The organism is Mesorhizobium robiniae, from assembly GCF_040545535.1.
Classification (GTDB): domain Bacteria; phylum Pseudomonadota; class Alphaproteobacteria; order Rhizobiales; family Rhizobiaceae; genus Mesorhizobium; species Mesorhizobium robiniae.
This window is the reverse complement of record NZ_JBEPMC010000012.1, coordinates 16,644-38,219: the sequence shown is the minus strand read 5'-3', so window position 1 is coordinate 38,219 and position 21,576 is coordinate 16,644. Positions and strand designations below refer to the sequence as shown.

General features: G+C 64.3%; 19 protein-coding genes. 14 read left to right on the top strand and 5 right to left on the bottom strand.

The window, feature by feature from the left end; genetic code table 11:
* Positions 1–115 precede the first annotated feature (115 nt).
* From ABID19_RS27270 to ABID19_RS27260, 3 genes are read left to right on the top strand one after another with little or no spacing between them, the layout of a single operon-like run.
* The gene (locus tag ABID19_RS27270; RefSeq protein ID WP_354494006.1) at positions 116–1,312 is read left to right on the top strand and encodes a Tm-1-like ATP-binding domain-containing protein; all 1,197 of its coding nucleotides are present in this window, start codon (positions 116–118) and stop codon (positions 1,310–1,312) included.
* Positions 1,313–1,323: 11 nt separating this feature from the next.
* The gene (locus ABID19_RS27265) at positions 1,324–2,187 is read left to right on the top strand and encodes a phosphoenolpyruvate hydrolase family protein (protein WP_292224048.1); all 864 of its coding nucleotides are present in this window, start codon (positions 1,324–1,326) and stop codon (positions 2,185–2,187) included.
* Positions 2,188–2,191: 4 nt separating this feature from the next.
* The gene (locus ABID19_RS27260; protein WP_354494005.1) at positions 2,192–2,611 is read left to right on the top strand and encodes a cupin domain-containing protein; all 420 of its coding nucleotides are present in this window, start codon (positions 2,192–2,194) and stop codon (positions 2,609–2,611) included.
* Here ABID19_RS27260 and ABID19_RS27255 read toward each other — a convergent pair.
* Complete coding sequence (locus ABID19_RS27255; RefSeq protein ID WP_354494004.1) at positions 2,608–3,798, bottom strand: Xaa-Pro peptidase family protein; 1,191 nt, start codon at positions 3,796–3,798, stop codon at positions 2,608–2,610. The genes ABID19_RS27260 and ABID19_RS27255 overlap by 4 nt on opposite strands.
* A gap of 375 nt (positions 3,799–4,173) precedes the next feature.
* Here ABID19_RS27255 and ABID19_RS27250 point away from each other — a divergent pair, with 375 nt between their 5' ends.
* The 5 genes from ABID19_RS27250 to ABID19_RS27230 all read left to right on the top strand — a co-directional run bounded on the left by ABID19_RS27250 (position 4,174) and on the right by ABID19_RS27230 (position 9,681).
* On the top strand, positions 4,174–5,784 hold the full coding sequence (locus ABID19_RS27250; protein ID WP_354494003.1) for an ABC transporter substrate-binding protein: 1,611 nt from the start codon (positions 4,174–4,176) through the stop codon (positions 5,782–5,784).
* 276 nt (positions 5,785–6,060) lie between these two features.
* Positions 6,061–7,047, top strand: coding sequence for an ABC transporter permease (locus ABID19_RS27245; RefSeq protein WP_354494002.1), 987 nt, complete (start codon positions 6,061–6,063; stop codon positions 7,045–7,047).
* On the top strand, positions 7,044–7,874 hold the full coding sequence (locus ABID19_RS27240; protein WP_354494001.1) for an ABC transporter permease: 831 nt from the start codon (positions 7,044–7,046) through the stop codon (positions 7,872–7,874). The genes ABID19_RS27245 and ABID19_RS27240 overlap by 4 nt, the downstream gene beginning before the upstream one ends.
* Entirely contained in the window at positions 7,871–8,881 is a 1,011-nt protein-coding gene (locus tag ABID19_RS27235; RefSeq protein ID WP_354494000.1) for an ABC transporter ATP-binding protein, read from the top strand. Before ABID19_RS27240 ends, ABID19_RS27235 begins: the two co-directional genes overlap by 4 nt.
* On the top strand, positions 8,878–9,681 hold the full coding sequence (locus tag ABID19_RS27230) for an ABC transporter ATP-binding protein (RefSeq protein WP_354493999.1): 804 nt from the start codon (positions 8,878–8,880) through the stop codon (positions 9,679–9,681). Before ABID19_RS27235 ends, ABID19_RS27230 begins: the two co-directional genes overlap by 4 nt.
* Here ABID19_RS27230 and ggt read toward each other — a convergent pair.
* The 4 genes from ggt to ABID19_RS27210 all read right to left on the bottom strand — a co-directional run bounded on the left by ggt (position 9,675) and on the right by ABID19_RS27210 (position 14,543).
* Entirely contained in the window at positions 9,675–11,261 is a 1,587-nt protein-coding gene (ggt, locus tag ABID19_RS27225; RefSeq protein WP_354493998.1) for a gamma-glutamyltransferase, read from the bottom strand. The genes ABID19_RS27230 and ggt overlap by 7 nt on opposite strands.
* A 99-nt stretch (positions 11,262–11,360) precedes the next feature.
* Positions 11,361–12,215: a TIGR01459 family HAD-type hydrolase gene (locus ABID19_RS27220; RefSeq protein WP_354493997.1), complete on the bottom strand. Its 855-nt coding sequence runs from the start codon at positions 12,213–12,215 to the stop codon at positions 11,361–11,363.
* Positions 12,212–13,498 carry an FGGY-family carbohydrate kinase gene (locus tag ABID19_RS27215; protein WP_354493996.1) on the bottom strand — a complete coding sequence of 429 codons (1,287 nt, stop codon included), beginning with the start codon at positions 13,496–13,498 and terminating at the stop codon, positions 12,212–12,214. The genes ABID19_RS27220 and ABID19_RS27215 overlap by 4 nt, the downstream gene beginning before the upstream one ends.
* 1 nt (position 13,499) lies before the next feature.
* The gene (locus ABID19_RS27210) at positions 13,500–14,543 is read right to left on the bottom strand and encodes a class II aldolase/adducin family protein (protein ID WP_354493995.1); all 1,044 of its coding nucleotides are present in this window, start codon (positions 14,541–14,543) and stop codon (positions 13,500–13,502) included.
* Positions 14,544–14,723: 180 nt separating this feature from the next.
* Between ABID19_RS27210 and ABID19_RS27205 the strand changes: the two genes are divergently transcribed.
* The 6 genes from ABID19_RS27205 (at position 14,724) to ABID19_RS27180 (ending at position 21,494) form a co-directional block, all read left to right on the top strand.
* Positions 14,724–15,506, top strand: a complete 783-nt coding sequence (locus ABID19_RS27205) for a DeoR/GlpR family DNA-binding transcription regulator (RefSeq protein WP_354493994.1) — start codon at positions 14,724–14,726, stop codon at positions 15,504–15,506.
* Entirely contained in the window at positions 15,503–16,882 is a 1,380-nt protein-coding gene (locus tag ABID19_RS27200) for a carbohydrate kinase (protein ID WP_354493993.1), read from the top strand. Before ABID19_RS27205 ends, ABID19_RS27200 begins: the two co-directional genes overlap by 4 nt.
* Entirely contained in the window at positions 16,879–18,423 is a 1,545-nt protein-coding gene (locus tag ABID19_RS27195; RefSeq protein ID WP_354493992.1) for a sugar ABC transporter ATP-binding protein, read from the top strand. The genes ABID19_RS27200 and ABID19_RS27195 overlap by 4 nt, the downstream gene beginning before the upstream one ends.
* A gap of 44 nt (positions 18,424–18,467) precedes the next feature.
* Positions 18,468–19,466, top strand: a complete 999-nt coding sequence (locus ABID19_RS27190) for an ABC transporter permease subunit (protein WP_354494157.1) — start codon at positions 18,468–18,470, stop codon at positions 19,464–19,466.
* Positions 19,467–19,543: 77 nt separating this feature from the next.
* Entirely contained in the window at positions 19,544–20,482 is a 939-nt protein-coding gene (locus ABID19_RS27185; RefSeq protein ID WP_352935711.1) for an ABC transporter substrate-binding protein, read from the top strand.
* Between the two features lie 118 nt (positions 20,483–20,600).
* Entirely contained in the window at positions 20,601–21,494 is an 894-nt protein-coding gene (locus ABID19_RS27180) for a sugar phosphate isomerase/epimerase family protein (RefSeq protein ID WP_354493991.1), read from the top strand.
* Positions 21,495–21,576: the final 82 nt, after the last annotated feature.

Sequence of the window (21,576 nt, the reverse complement as noted above, 5' to 3'; positions counted from 1 at the left end):
GTCAATACGATACGCGCGTCTCAAAAAATTGCAATGGCCCTTCGCGCTGCCGAACGGCCGGGCAAAAGAGCGGCAGGCGGCAACGCCGAGCGCGCCCAGGGATCGGGGAAACGCAATGAAGCGCGTCTATGTGGTGGGCACCGCCGACACCAAAGGTGAGGAGCTGGCTTTTCTGGCCGATGCGGTCGCTGTCACCGGTGCTGCTGTCGCCAGCGTCGACGTCGGGACACGCAGCCCGACGGTACCGGTCGATGTCCCGGCCGACGAGGTCGCCGGTCACCATCCCGGTGGCAGCAGTGCCGTGTTGGGCATCGACGACCGCGGCACCGCGGTGGCGGCAATGGCCATCGCCTTTACCCGCTTCGTCCAATCGCGTACCGACATATCAGGTGTGATCGGCATCGGCGGTGGCGGCGGCACGTCGATCATTACATCAGGCATGCGCGCTCTGCCGCTAGGCCTGCCCAAGATCATGGTCTCGACGCTCGCCTCGGGCGACACCGCGCCTTACGTCGATGTCTCCGACATCGTCATGATGCCGTCGGTGACAGACATGGCCGGCCTGAACCGGCTTTCGCGTGTCGTGCTGCACAATGCGGCCCAGGCGATATCAGGCATGGCGGCAAAGCCGGCGCCGCCGCCCGACGGCAAGCCGTCGATCGGCCTCACCATGTTCGGCGTCACCACGCCATGTGTGACTTCCATCGCCGAGCAGCTTCGCTCGACTTACGACTGCCTGGTCTTCCACGCCACCGGCACCGGCGGCCGCACCATGGAAAAGCTGGCCGATAGCGGCTTGCTGTCCGGCGTCATCGACATCACCACGACCGAGGTCTGCGACCTCTTGTTCGGTGGCGTGCTGCCGGCAACCGAAGACCGCTTCGGCGCGATCGCTCGCACTGGGCTGCCTTATGTTGGCTCGGTCGGGGCGCTCGATATGGTGAATTTCTGGGCGCCGCCGACCATTCCGGAACGCTACAACGGACGGCTGTTTTATGAGCACAATCCGAATGTGACGCTGATGCGCACGACACCTGAGGAAAGCCGCAAGATCGGCGAATGGATTGGCACAAGGCTGAGCCTCTGCGAGGGACCGGTCCGGTTCCTCATTCCCGAAAAGGGCGTCTCGGCACTCGATATCGAAGGCGGCGCCTTCTTCGACCCTGAAGCCGATGCAGCACTCTTCGAGGCCATCGAGCGCACGATCCTGCCTGATGACACGCGACGCGTGACGCGCCTGCCGCTGCACATCAACGATCCGGAATTCGCCGAGGCTGCAACAGCGGCCTTTCTCGACATCCCCATACAGTGAGAGAAAAAGACATGGCCGCCATACCGCGCAAGAAGATCCTGGAAAAGTTCCGCAAGATGATTGCCGGCGGCGTGCCGATCGTCGGCGGCGGCGCCGGCACCGGCCTATCTGCCAAGGCCGAAGAGGCCGGTGGCATCGACCTGATCATCATCTACAATTCCGGCCGCTATCGCATGGCCGGGCGCGGCTCGGCCGCCGGCCTGCTCGCCTATGGCAACGCCAACGAGATTGTCAAGGAAATGGCCTATGAGGTGCTGCCGGTGGTGAAGAAGACGCCGGTTCTGGCCGGCGTCAACGGCACCGATCCCTTCGTCATCATGCCGCTGCTGCTGGCCGAACTGAAAACGATGGGCTTTTCCGGCGTGCAGAACTTTCCGACAATCGGCCTGTTCGACGGCCAGATGCGGCAGAGTTTTGAAGAAACCGGCATGGGCTTCGGGCTCGAAGTCGACATGATCGCCGCCGCACACGAGCTTGACCTCCTGACCACCCCCTATGTGTTCAATCCCGATGAGGCACGCGCCATGACCAAGGCTGGCGCCGACATCGTCGTCGCCCATATGGGCGTGACGACAGGCGGCTCGATCGGCGCGACGTCGGCCAAGTCACTGGACGACTGCGTCAAGGAGATCGACGCCATCGCTGAAGCGGCGCGCGTCGTGCGCAAGGACGTCATCCTGCTTTGCCATGGCGGGCCGATCTCGATGCCGGACGACGCCCGCTACATCCTCGAGCGCTGCAAGGGCCTGCATGGCTTCTATGGCGCGAGCTCCATGGAACGGCTCCCGGCGGAAGCGGCGATCGCCAGGCAGACCGCGGATTTCAAGGCTGTGACGCTTGGTGCCAAAACGACTGCGAAGAAAAAGAAGGGATGAGACGATGACTGACAAGAGCAAGATGTTTGTCTATCCGAAGGACGTCAGCGCCTTCGGCTTCGACTGGGGCAAGCTCTCGCTGACAGTTGCGCCCGAGGTGAACGGCGCGACACGCTTCTCCGGCGGCGTCGTCGACCTGCCCTCCGGCAAGGGCCACACGCGCCACAACCATCCGGGTGCGGAAGAGATCATCTTCGTCATCTCGGGCAATGGCGAGCAGATGGTCGAAGACGACGAGGGCAATCCGGTCGTTGCGAAGGTCGGGCCCGGTTGCACCATCTATGTACCGGAAAGCCGCTTCCATTCGACGCTGAACACCGGCGACGCGCCGATGCAGCTCTTCGTCGTCTATTCGCCAGCCGGGCCGGAGCTGGCGCTGCGGGAATTGCCTGATTTCAGGCTGCTGCCGCCGGGTGGTGGCTAAGCCACCCCACCTCTGTTCCAACCCCTGCCCCGGTCGCCGAACATGACGTAGCCGGCGTCTGTGACGGCCACCGTGTCCTCCAGCTTGATGAAGCCGCGCGTCGGGTGAAGCATCGTCGTCTCGACCGAGAGCACCATGTTTTTCTCCAGCGGCTTTTCGGCGTAAGTGCCTTCATAGGTCACGGGATGGTTGGTCATCAGGAAGGGCGCTTCGTGGGTGATCAGTCCCATGCCGTGGGCGAAGAAATCGGTGTACGGTGCGACCTTGGATTTCTTCAGCACGCCCTCGGCATAGGAGATCATATCGCCGCCAAGAGTGCCCGCCCTGACCTTGGAAAAAGCGGCCTGCTGCACCGTCTCGACCTCGGCCAGCAAATCCTCCAGTTCAGCGTCCGGTTCGCCTAAGATGCCCATGCGACAGAGGTCACCGATATAGCCGTGATAATTGCCGCCGGAATCGATCGACATCACCTCGCCCTTTTTCCACGCCTGTGGTGAGCCGGCACGGTTATGGCTGGCGCCGAGCGTCAACAGGCAATATTCGAAATGCGCGCCGCGATTGGTCTCCTCGCGCCTGAGCTGCTCGATGATCTCGGCCTTGGTCGTGCCTTCGCGTGCCCAGGCAATGGTTGCCAGCATGGAATCGGTGATCAGTTCGGACGCGACGCGCAGCTTCTCCAGCTCCGCTTCGGTTTTGATGGCACGCATGCGCTCCAGCATATCAGTCGCATCGATCAGCTTGGCGTCGGGCAACGCCTTGCGGATCAGGGTGTAGGCGTCCGACGGCAGGAAAGCCGGCTCTATGCCGATGCGGGCGTTGCCCTTGCCGATTTTCGTCAGGTGCTCGACCGCAAGGTTGGCGGCGTCGAGCGTGCCCCAGCAGGCGGCGTGCAAGGTCGGCGTCCAGAACGGGTTGTTCTGGTGCTCGCCGCCCTCCATGCGGTTGCCGATATAGGCGGCATGCTCAGGCCCACCCTTCTCGTAGACGACAACAGGCAAATAGCGGCTGTGGCCGATCGCATCCATGGCGGCGAAGAAGATGAACTTGTAGCCGCCAAGCAGATATTGCGTGTTGTGCTTGGAGGTGGCGAGCAGCACATCGATGCCGGCCTCCTCCATCAGCCGATCGACCCTGGCATGATCGAACGGGATGGTGCTGATGGCATTCTTGCCCGGGGCGACGTTCATCTTTCTCTCTCCCTGAATTCCCTGGCCGGCCGGTCGCATCGCCAGCTGTCTTGGTCATGATATTCTGGCTGTCAATCAAATCTGCACTATTTTGCCCAGCCTGGTCCAGCCAGAAACAGGTGGAACGGCCATTCCAGCATACTTCGTCCTCGTATATTGCGAGGCTTAACCTAATCTGGTCCTACCAGATCAGCCCGAATGAGCCGCTTCCCTCTAACTGGTCCAGCGGACGAAATTTTCAAAGCCACATAAGGATGCGCCTAATCCGTCTCTGGCGAAACCCTTGGCGAAGCTCATAATCACCCTTGCAAGGATGCCGCCTGGCGTCCGAGGGTGGCCTGCCCGGCGGGTGGCTGAGAGGGACGGAGTTCGATCATGTCAGAGTTCACGATTTCCAGACGCACCGTGCTTGCCGGTTCGGCATTGCTTCTGGCCTCGACGGCGCTGCCGACCATTGGTCTGGCGCAGACGCCCAGGAAAGGCGGGCGGCTGGTCGTCGCCGCCGATTCCGAGCCGCGCAACCTCAACCCGGCGATGGTGGCTTCCAACGGCGTGTTCTTCATCTCGAGCAAGATCGTCGAAACGCTCGCCGAGGCGTCCTTCGACGGCAAGGGCGGGCTCGACCCACGCTTGGCGACAGACTGGGAGGGCGCCGCCGACGGCCTGTCGGTGACATTCAAATTGCGCGAAGGCGTCAAATGGCATGACGGCAAACCTTTCACCTCCGCCGACGTCGCGTTCTCGGCGCTGCAGATATGGAAGCCGCTGCAGAATCTCGGCCGTACCGTGTTCAAAGACCTTGAGGCGGTCGATACGCCCGACGAACTGACCGCCGTGTTCAAATTCGCCAAGCCGACACCATTCCAGCTGATCCGCAACGCCTTGCCGGCGCTGAGCAGCGTCGTGCCCAAGCACATCTACGAAACAGGTAAGATCGAAGAAAACCCGGCCAACAATGCGCCTGTCGGCACCGGCCCCTTCAAATTCGCCGAACATAAACCTGGCGAATACTACCGGCTGGAGAAGAATACCGGCTACTGGGGCAAGGACCAGCCTTACCTCGACGAGATCATCTATCAGGTGCTGCCCGACCGCACTTCGGCGGCAAGCGCGCTCGAGGCGGAAGAGATCCAGCTCGCCGCCTTTTCCGCCGTGCCTCTGGCCGATCTCGACCGCATCTCCAAAGTGCCTGGCCTCAAGGTGATCACCAAGGGTTATGAGGGGCTGACCTATCAGCTCGTCGTCGAGATCAACCATCGCCGCAAGGAACTGGCCGACCTGAAGGTGCGCCAGGCGATCGCCCACGCCATCGACAAGGATTTCGTCGTCAAGACAGTGTTCCTCGGCTACGCTGCCACAGCCACCGGCCCGGTGCCGAAGAACGATCCGCAATTCTATACGGCCGACGTGCCGACCTATGCCTTCGACGTGGCCAAGGCCAACACCTTGCTCGACGAAGCCGGCTACATCAGGGGTGACGACGGCAAACGCTTTTCACTGAAGCTGCTGCCGGCGCCCTATTTCAACGAGACCAAGCAGTTCGGCGACTATCTGCGCCAGGCGCTCGCCGCCATCGGCATTGACGCCCAGCTGGTCAACAACGACTCCGCCGCGCACATCAAGGCCGTCTACACCGACCACGCCTTCGATCTTGCCGTCGGACCACCGGTGTTCCGCGGCGACCCTGCGATCTCGACCACCATCCTGGTGCAAAGCGGTATTCCCGACGGCGTGCCGTTCTCCAACCAGGGCGGCTACAAGAACGATGAACTCGATGCCCTCATCGCCAAGGCATCCGAGACTCTCGACACATCGGCCCGCACCGAACTCTACAAGGAGTTTCAGAAAAAGGTCGCCGCCGACCTGCCGCTGATCAACGTCGCCGAATGGAGCTTCATCAGCGTTATCAGAGACACGGTAGGGAATGTCGCCAACAACCCGCGCTGGGCGGTGTCGAACTGGGCGGACACCTGGCTGGAGGCTTAGCAAGGTTCGCTCCAGACTTGCACATGGTGTATCCGGGTGCTCAGCTTCGGTGATGAGAGTTCTACGGCGCCCCCCTCTGTCCTACCGGACATCTCCCCCACAAGGGGGGAGATTGGCAGCTTCGGCGTTAAAGGCAGCTTTGCAACACTGGAGATTGGCGAAAACGACAATGACCGCCGATCTCCCCCCAAGTGGGGGAGATGTCCGGCAGGACAGAGGGGGGCGCCGTAGAACACAACGCAGAAGAATTGGCCCACCTGCCAATGTCGGTGCGCCATGACCCGCGCCCTCACCCTCCTTCGCCGCCGCCTCGTCGGCAGCATCTTCGTGCTGCTGATTGTCGTCATCGGCACCTTCCTTTTGCTGGAAGCCGCGCCTGGCGATGCGGTCGACGCCTATATCGCCTCGACCGGCGGCGACGCCGGCATGATCGAATTGCTGCGCCATCGTTGGGGCCTCGACCAGTCGGCGCTGACGCGGCTGGCGAACTATCTCTGGGCACTGCTGCATCTCGACCTCGGCCAGTCGGTGACTTTCTCCAGGCCGATCCGCGAGGTGATCCTCGAACGCCTGCCCAACACCCTGCTTTTGATGGGCAGCGCCACCGCGCTCTCCTTCGGTTTCGGCTCGGCGCTCGGCATCTATGCCGGCGCCAGGCCCGGCAGCTTTCGCGACCGCTTCCTGTCGATCGGCTCGCTCGCGCTCTATGCCGTACCGGGCTTCTGGCTCGGGCTGGTGCTGATCATCGTCTTTGCCGTCGACCTGCGCTGGTTTCCGATCGGCGGCATCGAGAGCCTCGCCTCGGCCAAGACCGGCCTCGACCGCGCGGTGGATATCGCCCGCCATCTCATCCTGCCGGTGTCCGCGCTCGGATTTATCTACCTCGCACTCTATCTGCGCATGATGCGCGCCGGCATGGCCGAGGTCTGGCGGCAGGATTTTGTCCTCGCCGCTCGAGCCAAGGGCCTGTCCCGCCGCCGCATCGTGCTCGCTCACGTCGCCCGCAACGCGCTGTTGCCGCTGGTCACCATGCTCGGACTGCAATCGGCGCAGATGCTCGGCGGCAGCGTCGTCATCGAAAGCGTCTTTTCGGTGCCCGGCCTTGGCCGGCTGGCACAGGAAGCGGTGGCGGCGCGTGATACGCCGCTGCTGCTCGGCATCATTCTCGTCAGCGCCGTTCTGGTCATCGTCATCAACCTTCTCGTCGATGTCGCTTACGCCTTCCTCGATCCGCGTGTCGGCGCCAGCGAGGCGAGCGCGTGAACCCGCTTCGCCGCTTTTTTCGCACGCCGGAAGCGGTCGCCGGCGCGATCGTCCTGGCGGCGCTGTTCGCCATGGCGCTGTCGGCGTCGCTATTCTTTCCCGGCGATCCGCAGGCGATTGCCGGGCCGGCATTGCTGCCGCCCTTTCAGGACTGGTCGCTGCCGCTCGGCACCGACCGGCTCGGCCGCGACGTGCTGGCCGAACTTTTCCACGGAGCCCGTACATCGCTGGCGGTCGGGCTGGCGGCGGCAGCCGCAGCCCTTGCCGTCGGCGCGATAGTCGGCACGCTGGCCGGCTTTGCCGGCGGCGGCGTCGACGAAGTGCTGATGCGCATCACCGACGCCCTCCAGACCGTGCCGAGCTTCCTGCTGGCGCTGGCCTTCGTCAGCGTCGTCGGCCCATCGCTCGGTGTCGTCATCGCGGCGATAGCACTCGGCGCATGGACCGGACCGGCACGTGTCGCCCGTGCAGAAGTGCTGTCGATCCGCGAGCGCGATTTTGTCGCCGGCGCCCGCGTCATCGGCATGCATCCGCTGGAGATCGCCTTTCGCGAAGTGCTGCCCAACGCATTGCCACCGGTACTGGCATTGTCGTCTGTGATCGTCGCCGCCGCGATCCTCACCGAGGCGGCCCTTTCGTTTCTCGGCCTCGGCGACCCGAACCGCGTAACGTGGGGCGGCATGATCGCCGAAGGCCGCGCAGTCCTACGCACAGCGCCCTTCCTGTCGATCATTCCGGGCGTAGCGCTCGTGCTGACCGTGCTCGGCGTCTATCTCGCCGGCGAAGGCGTCGTCGAAACGACAGCAGTGAGAAGGAGCCTGTCGTGACGGCACTGCTTTCGATCCGCGATTTGACGGTGACCTACCGCCGCGATGGCAGCGAGGTGGCGGCGCTGAACCATGTCAGCTTGGATGTCGCCGCCGGCGAGCGCCTCGCCATCATCGGCGAGAGCGGTTCGGGCAAGAGCACGCTGGCGCTTGCCGTCGCCGGCCTGCTGCCGGGATCTTCCAAGGTTGAGGGTCGCATCGAGTGGAAGTTACCGAACCTTCGATCGCCTCATTCCTTCGCGCCCCCCTCTGTCCTGCCGGACATCTCCCCCACACGGGGGGAGATCGGCAATTCCGTCGCCGGCACTCCCCCTGCAGCCTTGGAGATTGGCAAAAGCGGAAATGACAGCGCAATCTCCCCCCAAGTGGGGGAGATGTCCGGCAGGACAGAGGGGGGCGCGACGGATCGCCAACCTGCCAGTCTTCGCGACCACAGTCCCCTCGGTGGCCGCGACATTGGCTTCATCTTCCAGGACCCATCGGCCAGCCTCGATCCGGTGATGGCAGTCGGCGAGCAAATCGCGGAGGTCGCGCGCACGCATCTCGGCCTTACTTGGTCGCAATCCTATGCCAGGGCAAAAACCCTGCTTGAACGCGTCCGCCTGCCCGACCCGGACGCCGCTTTGCGCGCCTATCCGCACCAGCTTTCCGGCGGCCAGAAGCAGCGCGTGGCGATTGCCGCAGCGATTGCGGCAAGTCCGAAACTGCTGATCGCCGATGAGGCGACCAGCGCGCTCGACACCATCGTGCAGGCCGAGATCGTTGCGCTGATACGGCAATTGGTGGCCGAGGACGGCATGACGCTGCTGTTCGTCAGCCACGACATCGCCTTGGCAGCCGAGTTGGCCCAGCGCATCGCCGTGTTCCGGCACGGCGAGCTGGTCGAACTCGGTGCAACGGCGCAGATCATCGCTAGGCCACGCCACGCCTACACGAGAGCGCTGCTCGACGCCCATCTCGGCCTCGACGCCGAACCGCTGCTGCAGCAGGCAGGAGCGTCGGGGTGAGCCGTCCATTGCTGGCCGTTTCCGGCCTGACCAAACGATATCGTCGCGGCGGCAAGACGATCGCCGCCGTCGACGACGTTTCCTTTCACATCAGGTCCGGCGAGACGCTGGCATTGGCCGGGCCTTCCGGCAGCGGCAAGTCGACGATCGCGCGGCTGCTGCTGCGGCTGATCGAACCGGACGCCGGTCGTATCGAGTTCGAAGGCGGCGATTTCCTGTCCCTGAACGGCGCTACCTTGCGCGCGCGGCGCGCGCGTCTGCAAATGGTGTTCCAGGACCCGCTCGCCGCCTTCAACCCGCGCGCCACCGTAGCGCGCGTGCTTGACGACCCTCTGCGCATCCATGGCATAGCATCCCCCACCGAGCGTCCGCACCGCATCGCTGCTTTGCTGGACCGTGTCGGCCTAGGCGCTGATCTCGCCAGCCGCGCCATCCACGAGATCTCGGGTGGCCAGCGCCAGCGCGTCGCGATTGCCCGCGCCATCGCCACAAAGCCGTCGCTGATCGTGCTCGACGAGGCAGTGTCCGCGCTCGACGTATCGGTGCGCCGACAGATCCTGCAATTGCTGCTCGACCTGCAGCACGAGGAACGTATCGCCTATCTGTTCATTTCGCACGATCTTGGCGTCATCGGCGCCATCGCTCACCGTGTCGTCATCCTCGATGCCGGCCAAGTCGCCGAGAGCGGCGACGCCCGTGCGGTCATCGGTGCCCCGCAGTCAGCGATCGGCAAGGCGCTGGTGGCGGCAGCGCCAAAACTGAACAGGACCAGCGTGCAGGGCGCAGCAGATCGTCAATAGCCCAGCGCGCAACCATCCTTGCGTGGATCGGACGCGCCGGTAAGCGTGCCCTTGTCCCAGTCGATCAGCACCAGCTGGCCGCCGCCATGTGGCTCGGTCGCGATGGACACTTGGTGGCCCCGCTCGCGCAGGCCGGCGATCGCATCGGCCGGAACGCCGCGCTCCGCCTCTACTGTGTCCTGCCTGTAAAACACTCGTGGCGCATCCAGCGCCTCCTGCGGATCCATGCCGAAATCGATCATGTTGGTGAGCAGGTGAACATGGCCGAACGGCTGGTAGCCGCCGCCCATCACCCCGAACGGCATAACCGCCCGGCCGTTGGCTGTCACCATCCCCGGCATGATGGTGTGCATGGGGCGTTTTCCCGGGGCGATGCAGTTTGGGTGGTCTGCCGCCAAACGGAAGCTGCTGCCGCGATTCTGCAGGACGACGCCGGTCCTGGGGCCGACCACCCCGCTGCCGAACGAATGAAAGGTCGAGTTGATGAAGCTGACCGCGTTGCGGTCGCGATCGACCACGGAGATGTAGACGGTATCGCTTGGCTGAAGCTCAAGGCGAGGCAGATGCGTCATCGCGCGCGCCGGATCGATGGCGGCACGCAGCCGGTCCGCATGGGAGCTGGACAACAACTGCTCCACGGGAACATGGACGTGATTCTGGTCGCCGATGAAATTGTCGCGGTCCTGATAGGCAAGCCGCCCCGCCTCGATCTCGAGGTGAAGGCGCTCGGCGCCATTCGGTTCCAGCGAGCCGAGCGAAAAGCCCGACAGCACATTCAGCATGATCAGTGCCGTCAGCCCCTGGTTGTTCGGCGGCATCTGGTGGATGTCGTAACCCCGATAGGACGTGCCGACGGGCCTGACATAATCGCCCTTCGTCGCCGCGAAATCCTCAAGCGCATGCAGCCCGCCAAGCGCGCGCAGACGCGACACCATGTCGTCGGCGACCTCACCTTCATAAAAGCCGGCACGGCCACGGCGCGAAACGATGCGTAGCGTGTCGGCCAATTGCGGCTGCCGGTGCAACTCGCCGGCCAGCGGCGCCTTTCCATCCGGCAGAAAAATCCGCGCCGCATGTTCGTCGGCGGCCAGCAGGGCAGCACTTTCGGCCCAGTCGAAGGCGACGCGGTCTTGGACGACATAGCCCTGTTCGGCGTAGCGTATGGCGGGCGCGAGCGCGGCGTCGATGCCCTTTCTGCCGTGATCCTCGAGCAGCCGGCACCAGGCGTCGATGGCGCCCGGCACGGTGACCGCATGCGGGCCGGACTCAGGCAGCGCGTCATGCCCCCTGTCCAGATACCACTCAGCCGTCGCTGCGGCAGGTGCGCGGCCCGAGCCGTTGAAGGCCAGAACCTCGCCTTGGCCATTAGGACAGTAGAGGACGAAACAGTCGCCGCCGATGCCGGTTGATTGCGGCTCGACGACTGCCTGCACTGCCGCCGCGCACACGGCTGCGTCCATTGCGTTGCCGCCGGACCGCAGCATCTCGACCGCCGCCAATGTCGCCAGCGGGTGCGATGTCGCGGCCATCGCTTCCGTCGCACGAACCGGCGACCGTCCGGGGAGCTGAAAATCACGCATGCAGGATCAATAGCCTCCGAACTAGCGATGGCGCCAAGAGTTGTGCCCTCGAAAGTAGCACGACCAGGAGGCAGTGATCACCCGGGGAAATTACCGTCCTCAATCAGCAAACTTGAAAAAATCGGTGGTGTAATCCGGGTATGCGTTCAGCCCATCGAAAAGGTCGGCCAGGTCGCGGGTGTCTGCCAATATTCCTGACAAGACCAGCGCAGTCGCCACGCCGGCACCAATTCCACCGGCGATATCGTGTTCGACGCTGTCGCCGACACAGACCACGGTGCTTCGGTCCGGATTACCCGCCAGCGCCAGCGCGGCATCGAAGATCGGCGCGTAGGGCTTGCCGATGCGGGTGACGCTGCCGCCGAGGCTCTCGTAGAGATCCGCAAGCTGGCCGGCGCCAAAGCGGGGGCCCACTGCCGTCAGCATGATCTTGTCGGGATTGGTGCAGAAGCATGGCACCTGCCGTGCTGCTGCCGGTGCAAAAAGTCTGCGATAGTGGTCGATGTCGTAGCGATCGCCCTCGCTGGCGGCGATCAGTACCAGCTCGGCATCGTCGCCGTCGCTGGTCAACGTAAAAGGCAGACCTTCAATCGCCGAGCGGTCGCCTTCGCGGCTGATCAGCAGGCACTTCGTGTTTGGGCGCAGCCTACCGGATGTCGCCATTTCCTGAAACGACCGCCACGCGATCTCGCCGGAAGAGACAAATTGATCCCAGCTTCCTGGTTCGAAGCCAAGCTTCAGCAAGCGGGTCTCGTTGGGCCGCGCCCGCCTGCCCGAGTTCGAGACCAGCACAATCGTCCGGCCTGCGCGCTTCAGCGCCGACAATGCCTCCACGGCGCCCGGATAGGGGTTGGTGCCATCGTGCAGCACGCCGAATTGGTCGAGCAGGAACACCTGATAGCGCTCGACCAGCGCTCCGATACCGTCGAGATGTTCAACTGTTTTCGTGCTCACAAAAGCTCCGCTTCGATTGCGCCCATCAGCGCCAGCCGCGCCGTGCCGGCGGCCGCCTCGTCAGAAAGCGCCGGTAGGAAACTGACGCCCAGCTTGTGCTGCCGGATAGCGGTCCAGGCGGGACTTGCCGCACCGCCGCCGACGCTTCTGACCGAGGTCAATCGGGGCGCACCGAGTTCGGCAAGCCGGCGATAGCCGAGCGCCTCGATCCCGGCAATGCCTTCCAACATCGCTTTCAGATAGTCGGCGTCGTCCGCCGGCCGCGGCGTCAGGCGTGGCGGCAGAGCAGGATCGGCCACGGGGAAGCGTTCGCCGACCGTGGGAAGCGGATAATAGTCGAGGCCGGTCTCCGTCATGGGGTCGATCCCCGCACTCAACTCGATGATGCGCGCGAGGGGAAAATGCTGCGCCAGCACCTTGCCGCCCGAATTCGACGCGCCACCCGCCAGATAGGCATCTCCCAGCCGATGGCTGTAGATGCCGAACTGCGGCGCTGAGATCGGCCGGTCGGAGAGTATCTTGATGGTCAGCGAGGACCCCAGCGCGGTGACGCCGTCGCCAACCGCCGCAGCACCCGTCGCCAGGAACGATGCGCAGCCATCCGTCGTCCCGGCGACCACGGCCACGTCGTGGGCCAGGCCGAACATATCCGCGGCGCTCGCGGTGAGCGTTCCCGTGACATCGCCCGGCTTGACGACGCGAGGCAGGAATTCCATGCGCATGCCGGTCGCCGCGATCCAGTCCGGCCAGCGGCGAGCCTCGACGTCATAGCCGGTTTTCAAGGCGTTGTTCTCGTCGCTGATGTCGAAGCGGCCGGAGAACTGTCCCGCAATCCAGTCGGCCTGATGCAGCACCGCGGCGACGCCGGGCAGGCGCTGGAACCACAGTGCCTTGGCGAGACCGGACGTCGCCCCGAGTGCTGCGCTCGCGGCCGGCGCCTCGCGCGCGATCACAGCCAGTATGGCGTCGTCGTCGACCTTGTCGTTGTACATCAACGGCTCGGCCAGCGGCCGGCCGGCGCCATCGACCGGCAGCAGCGTGCCCGAAGTGCCGTCGACGGCAATCGACCGGACCGCCGCGCGATCGACACCTGCAAGCAGGTCCGTCAGCGCCGCGCCGACCGCTGACCACCACACCGAGGGGTCGCGGGCGTTCTGGCCAAATCTGTCGAGTGGAACGGCGGAACGCGCGGCAATCGAAAAGTCCGGCCGCATGGCGACGGCGCGCGCACCTGATGTGCCGATGTCGATGCCGATCGAAAGGGGGCCAATTGGACGCGCCATGTCAGCCGCCAGCTGCATTGAGTTTCTGGCGATACTGCTCGGCGTCCCAATTGATCAGCTCGTCGTTCTCGGCGGCGGTCAGATAGTTCAGCTTCGCCGCGACGTCGACCCGCGCCGTCACGTCGGCGAGGCAGCGTTGCATGGCGTCGGCGCCGGCACTGGCGTCGCCACGCATCAGCACGCCAGCCCCGGGAAACAGGATTGCCACCGGTGCCGCACCGCACCGCTCGGTGACGCGCGGAACGTCCTCGCCCGGCCTAGCCACCACCGAGCCCTTGCCGAGAAAGATGACGTGATCGGGATAGAGGCTGCCTCCCGATGCCATGCGGCAGCTTTCCGGATCGATCGCCGCGGCATGTGCTTCCACATCCGCCGGTAACCTGTAACCGGTGCGTCCGATGAGCGCCGTCAATGCAACAACGTTGGGCTCCACCACCTCGCGCGGCGGCCGCGCCAGCAGCCCCGTAACGCGACGCAGCAGTGCCTCGGCGCCGGCGACGGTCTCGGCAGCGACGACCAGCCCGTGATTGCCAAGGATCAGCACATCGACGCCTGGCCGAAGGCGCTCGGCAATGCCCTGGGCAAGCGGCAGGCCCGGTCGGCGATAGGGAACATACGCCCATTCGAGCCCATCGAGGCGCTTGGCCAGCTGACCCTCGCAGTCGGCCTGCACGGCAAGCGAAATGGTTTCGACGCAGTGGACATGCAGAACGACGCGTTGCGGCATCAGCGCGTGAACCGTGGTCTCGATCGAGGGACGCAGCTTGCGGGCATTGAGCGCCTCGATGGCGAACGCCTGCGGCTGATCGGCGGCCGGGTCGCGCTGTTCGACAGCCTCAAGCAGCGGCGCGATCGCCACGGGCACCATGATGTCCTCGGCGAGCGCATTCTTCAACCAGGTGCCGGAAGCCTTGATCCAGAGCGTGTCGCCGGCCTTCAGCGAAGTGTTGCCGCCGGCGGCCTGGGTCAAATGCGGGTCGCGCCCGATGCTGGCCGAAAGCGACCGCAAAGCAGCCAATTCCTGCGCATCCGCATAGTTTGCCATCGAAAGTCCTCCACAAACCGGCCGCGTGGCCACGGCTTTGGATTTTGACGCTGGTATCGCAGATGCGAGTAAGTTACGTCAATAGTGATCTTATCTCGTCAAATCGAGCTTGCAATCCAATGCGTGTTGAGTAAGTTGCACCAATTGCCGTGGCAAAATGGCATTTTCGGGAGGTATCCGTTGAGCGACTCCGGCCGCCAGCGTCAGATCGTCGAGTTGTTGCGGGATCGCCCCTTCGCCTCCGTGCGCGAGTTGCAGGAGCGGCTCGGCGTGTCGGCTGCGACGGTGCGGCGCGACATCGACAAGATCGATGAGGCCGGCGAAGCACGGAAGGTCTATGGCGGCATTTCGGCGCTCGATGGCGCCTCGCAAGCTGGTGTCGCCTATGCCAGGCCCTATGACGAGAACCGCGATCTCGCAGTCGAAGCCAAGCGGCAGATCGCCGCTCTCGCCGCGACCATGGTGCGCGACGGCGACGCCGTCATCGTGCATGGCGGTTCGACCTGTTTCCATCTCGGCGCCAAGCTCGCCGACCGCAACATCCGGCTCTATACCAACTCGATGCCGCTCGTGGCTTATCTGAGCGACCACGGCCATTGCAGCCTGACCATTGCCGGAGGTGAGCTTCATCGCGAGCCTGGCATCATCCATTCGCTCACCCAGGCGGTGCCGTTCTATGCCTCCAAGTTTTTTCTTGGCACGCAAGGCATCGGCCAGGAGGGCCTGCTGGAATCGCACCCGTTGCTGGTCCGCTCCATCGTCGAACTCAGCCTGTGCGCCGACCAGATCGTGGTGCTGGCCGACAGCCGCAAACTGTCGATCCACGCGCGCAACGTCGCGCTGCCCTTGTCGCGCATCGGCACGCTGGTGACCGACGATGCCCTCTCCGATGCCGACGCACGCATGCTGGAAGACGCTGGCGTCACGGTGCGGATTGCCTCTGCCTCGGGAGCCCTCCAGTGAAGGTGGCTGTCCTCGACTTCGGCAAGACCAATTCGAAGCTGTTCGTCTTCGGTCAGGACGGGCAGATCCTCGACGAGCGCCGGACCCAGCCGAACTGGGTACGCAAAGGCGGCTTCAGTGTGCTCGACGAAACGGCGCTTCACGATTGGGCGGTTCGCGCCGTCGGCGAAGCGGTCGACAATCATGGTGTGGAAGGATTGATGGTTTCGGGCCATGGCTGCACCTTTGCCTTGATTGACGATGCGGCGCTGACGCACCCGATCCTCGACTACGAGCAGGAGCCGCCGGCTGAGATTGCCGCGCAGATCGATCGCCGCATTCCAGATTTTGCCGAGACCTTCTCCCCGCATCTGCCGCTCGGCTTTAACTACGGGCGCCACATGCTGTGGCTGAAGGCGGTGCAACCCGGCGCGTTCGCTGCCGCGAAATCGATCCTCGGCTATCCGCAATACTGGAGCTGGCGCTTTGGCGGCCGGGCGGTCTCCGAAGTGTCTTATCTCGGCTGTCACTCGCATCTGTGGGCGCCGCGCAAGCGCGATTTCTCCTCGCTGGTCGACGCCGAGGGCTGGCGTAGCCAGATGCCCGCCTTCGAGCGTGCCGGCACGGTCATCGGCGAGCAGCGCTTCGGCGAAGCAGCCCGGCCGATCGCCATCCACAACGGCGTCCATGACTCGAATGCGGCGCTCCATGCCTATCGCCGGCAGAAGCTTGGCCCGGTCACCGTCGTCTCGACCGGCACCTGGGTCGTGGTGCTCAATCCGGACTGCCCGCTCGACGCGCTCGATCGCGACCGCGACATGCTGGTCAATGTCGATGTCGATGGTGGCCCGGTGCCGACCATCCGCTTCATGGGCGGGCGTGAATTCGCTGTCATCAGCGCCGGCTGGCAGGGCACGATCGCCCGCTCCACGCTACAGCAGGTAATCGACGCCGGCATTATGGCGCTGCCCAGCTTCGCGCCAGGCGGGCCGATGCCTGGCCATCCCGGCGCACTGGTCGGGCGCACACCCACCGCGGAGGAGCGCGCGGCCGTGGCGCTGCTCTATGTCGCGCTGATGGTAGATCTGTGTCTCGACCTGATCCATTCGGACAATACCATCATCGTCGATGGCGGGCTGAACAGCGGCGGCCTGCTCGCCGCCCTGCTGGCGCAGCTGCGTCCCGGCCAGGCCTTCATGCAGGGCGCCACGCTGGAAGGCAGCGCCACCGGAGCGGCGGCTCTCGCCTTCGAGAGCGTCGGATGCGAATTTGCCGCCGAGGCGCCGGAGCCTGTTCGTGCGTCAAGCTTTGCCGGGCTTGCCGGCTATCGCGACGACTGGCGTGGCCTCACCGCTAATCGAGGCATCGTTGCCGCAGCATCGGGAGACGCAAGATGACTGCCGCCGCCCAAATCGAAACGGCGCGTCAGCCGGTGCTGGAGATGCGTCACATCTCGAAGACGTTCGGCCCGATCCGCGCCTTGCAGGATGTGTCGCTGACCGTCCACGCCGGCGAACTGCACGCGCTGATGGGCGAGAACGGCGCCGGCAAGTCGACGCTGATGAAGGTGCTGTCCGGCGCCTATCGGCCGGATCCAGGCGGCGATATCCTGATCGACGGCACACCGGCCGCGACCGGCGATCCGATCAAGGCACGCGCCAACGGCATTGCCGTCATTTATCAGGAGCTGTCGCTGGCGCCCAACCTGACGGTCGCGCAGAACATCTTCCTCGGCAACGAGCCGAGACGGTTCGGCATCGTCGACCGCGACCAGTGCCATCGGCGCGCCAAGGAAATCATCGCACGGCTCGGCGTTTCCTTCTCGGCGCGCGCCTCGGTCTCCAGCCTGTCGCTCGGCGAACGCCAGATGGTCGAAATCGCCCGCGCGCTGTCGACCAGCGCGCGCATCATCGTCATGGACGAGCCGACCACCTCGCTGACCTCGCGCGAGACCGACCGGCTGTTCGAAGTCATTGCGACGCTGAAGTCGCAAGGCATCGCCATCATCTACATCAGCCACCGCATGGAAGAGGTCTACCAGCTTGCCGACCGCGTCAGCGTGCTGCGCGACAGCGGCTATGTCGGCACGCTCGAGCGCGCCGACCTGAATGCCTCGCGCCTCGTCTCGATGATGGGCGGCCGTGACCTGTCCGCCTTCTACAAGAAGGATCACCGCCCGCCGGACGCAAAGCGTGCAATCGCGCTATCGGTAAAGGGCATGTCGGACGGCCATCTTTTGAAGGACTGTTCCTTTGACCTGCACAAGGGCGAAGTGCTGGCGCTGGCGGGCCTGGTCGGCTCGGGCCGCACCGAGCTCGCACGGTTGATCTTCGGCGCCGACAGGCACACATCAGGCACGTTGGAACTCGACGGCAAGCCGATAGTTATCGGCTCGCCGCGCGAGGCGCTGGATGCCGGCATCGCCTACCTCACCGAGGACCGTAAGGAACTCGGTCTGTTCCTCGACATGTCGATTTCCGACAATATCAGCATGGGCGTGCTCGCAAGGGATGCGCAGGTTGGAGGCTTGCGCGACTTTGCGACGGCCGAGAGGCGCGCCGCCAAGGCCGTTTCCGACCTGTCCATCCGCACCAGGTCGGTGCAGGCCAATGCCGGCTCGCTGTCGGGTGGCAACCAGCAGAAGGTGCTGCTCGCCCGCCTGCTGGAGACCGAGCCTCGGGTTCTCATCCTCGACGAGCCGACCCGCGGCGTCGATGTCGGGGCGAAGTCGGAAATCTACCGGCTGATCGACGATCTCGCCAAGAAGGGCATCGCCATCCTGATGATCTCCAGTGAGCTGCCGGAGGTGATCGGCGTCGCCGACCGCGTGCTGGTTATGCGCGACGGCACCATATCAGGCGAGGTGACGGCATCCGAAGGCCAGCCGCTCAGTCAGGAAGCAATCATGGAACTTGCAACGGGAGCGGCCAAAGGATGACCGACAAGAGCGGCACCGGGATGACCGACAAGAGCGGCCAAGGGATGACCGACAAGGCAACCGAGATAAGCGCGGGCGACCAGGCCGTCGGCAAGAACCGGCGGCTGCGCACCGCCTTCGCCGCGCTGGGCATGCTGCCGGTGCTGATCCTTTTGGCGGCCGGGTTCCAGCTCATGAACCCGCGCTTCCTCACCGAAACCAACCTTTTGATCGTCACCCAGCAGTCGTCGATCAACATCGTGCTTGCGGCCGGCATGACCTTCGTCATCCTGACCGGCGGCATCGATCTATCCGTCGGCTCCATCCTTGCCGCCTCGGCGATGGTGGCGGTGATGGTGTCGCTGGTGCCGGAGTGGGGCATGCTCGGCGTGCCGGCGGCCATTCTGGTCGGCCTCGGCTTCGGCGTCGTCAACGGGCTGCTCGTCGCCTACATCAAGCTGCCGCCCTTTATCGTCACGCTGGGTTCGCTGACAGCCGTGCGCGGCGTCGCCCGCCTGCTCGGCCAGGACACCACGGTATTCAACTCGGACCTGCCGTTCGACTTCATCGGCAACGGTTCGCTGTTCGGCATCCCTTGGCTGGTCATCATCGCTCTGTCGGTCGTGGTGCTGTCGTGGCTGGTGCTCAAACGCACCGTGCTCGGCACCTGGATCTATGCCGTCGGCGGCAATGCCGAGGCCGCCCGTCTCACTGGCATCAAGGTGCCGCTGGTGCTGCTCTTCGTCTATGGCGTTTCCGGCCTTCTGGCCGGCCTTGGCGGCGCCATGTCGGCGGCCCGGCTCTATGCGGCCAATGGGCTGCAGCTTGGGCAGTCCTACGAACTCGACGCCATCGCCGCGGTCATTCTCGGCGGCACCAGCTTCGTCGGCGGCGTCGGCTCGATCTGGGGCACGCTGATCGGCGGCTTGATCATCGCGGTGCTCTCCAACGGGCTCATATTGGCGGGTGTTTCGGACATCTGGCAGTACATCATCAAGGGATTGGTCATCATCGTGGCGGTCGCCCTCGACCGCTACAGGCTCCAGGCAGGAGCAAGAACGTGATTGACCTTAGTCGCCGGCGTCAACGACCCGGTTTCATGTAACGCACCGTGAGAGGCGCGGGGCATCAGGAGGAAAGAATGAAGACCATCGCTAAACTGCTCTGCGGCGTCGCCCTTGCGGCCGTCGCCATAGCACCGGCTTCGGCCAAGGACCTGAACAAGGTCGGTATCTCGGTCGGCCTGCTCGGCAACCCGTTCTTCGTCGCCACCATCAAGGGCATCGAAGACGCGGCCAAGAAGATCAACCCGAATGTCGAGGTGACGTCGGTGTCGGCCGACTACGACCTCAACAAGCAGGTCTCGCAGGTCGACTCGTTCATCGCTGCCGGCGTCGACGTGATCATGCTCAACGCCGTCGATGCCAAGGCGATCGCACCGGCGGTCAAGAAGGCACAGGCCGCGGGCATCGTGGTTGCCGCGTTCGACGTTTCGGCGCCGGGTGCCGACGTCACCGTGATGACCAACAACGTCAAAGCCGGCGAAGCGGCCTGCCAGTACCTGGTCGACCATACCGGCGGCAAGGGCGACTATGTCATCCTGAACGGCCCGGCATCGTCGTCGATCCTGGAGCGGGTGAAGGGTTGCAAGGACGTGCTTGCGAAGCACCCGGATATCAAGATCCTCTCCGACGACCAGAATGCCGAGGGCTCGCGCGACGGCGGCCTGAAGGTGTTCCAGTCGCTGCTGACCCGTTTCGACAAGATCGACGCAGTGTTCGCCATCAACGATCCGACGGCAATCGGCGCCCAACTCGCGGCCAAGCAACTCAACCGCTCGGAGTTCATCTTCACTGCGGTCGACGGCGCGCCCGATATCGAGAAGGAACTCTCTTCCGGCACGTCGATGATCAAGGCTTCGGCCTCGCAGGATCCCTATGTGATGGCAGGCCAGTCGCTGCAGATGGCGGCTGAAGTGCTCGCCGGCAAAAAGCCGGCCGAGGCGACGGTGCTGCTCGACCCGAAGCTGATCACGGCCGAGAATCTGAAGGACTACAAGGGCTGGACCGCAGCCCGCTAAGCCTCCCAAGGCCGGTGCGGCCGGGCTGACCGGCCGCACCATTTTTTGTTTGAGCATCGGATTCTCCAGACCCGTTTCTACTTTTGGGTCCGATGCTCCCGCGCAACCGGAGACGATCATGTCGCGCATTGGAATCCATTCTTTCGTCTGGTCGGCAAGCTCGGCGCAAGGCGACCTCGAACGGACGCTGGCCAACACCAAAGAGGCCGGCTTCGACTTGATCGAATTCTCCTATCTCGACCCTGCCAATTTCGACATTGGCGGGCTGGCCAAGCGCATCGCCGACCTCGATCTCGGCGTGGCGATCAGCATCGGGTTGCCGGCCGACGGCGACATTTCCAGCCCCGACAAGACAATTGCCGCGCGCGGCGTCGAAATCCTCAATGACACCATTTCGCTGACCCGGGACCTGGGCGGCCAGAAGGTCGCCGGCATCCTCTCGACCGGCCACGGATTGCAAACTGAGGCGCCGACGCGCGACCAATGGAACCGCAGCGCCGGAACGCTCGCCAAGGTCGCGGGGACCGCCAAGACCGCCGGCGTCACGCTCAACCTCGAGATCGTCAACCGCTTCGAAAGCAATCTGCTCAACACCGCCGCGCAAGGGTTGGCCTTCATCGAGGACACCGGCTCAGATAACATCTTCCTGCATCTCGACACCTTCCACATGAACATCGAGGAGGCCGATGTCGGACTGGCCATCCGCCACGCTGCGAAAAAGATCGGCTATGTCCATATCGGCGAGAGCCATCGCGGCTTCCTCGGCACCGGCAACATCGACTTTGCCGCGATCTTCGATGCGCTGACCGCGGTCGGCTATAGCGACGACCTCAGCTTCGAATCCTTCTCGTCGGAGATCGTCGACGAGAATCTGTCGAAGAAAACCGCGATCTGGCGCAATTTATGGACCGACAATATGGAGCTGGCCCGGCATGCCCGCCGCTTCATCGCCATCGGGTTGGAAACGGCGCGGCGCAAGGCCGAGCTTGTTGCGTCGAGCCATCGACCTTAGCGCCACCCGGCATCATCCATCAGCTGTGGCTGGAGCATCGGACCCAAAAGTGGGTACCGGTTTTGGGAAAATCCGATGCTCA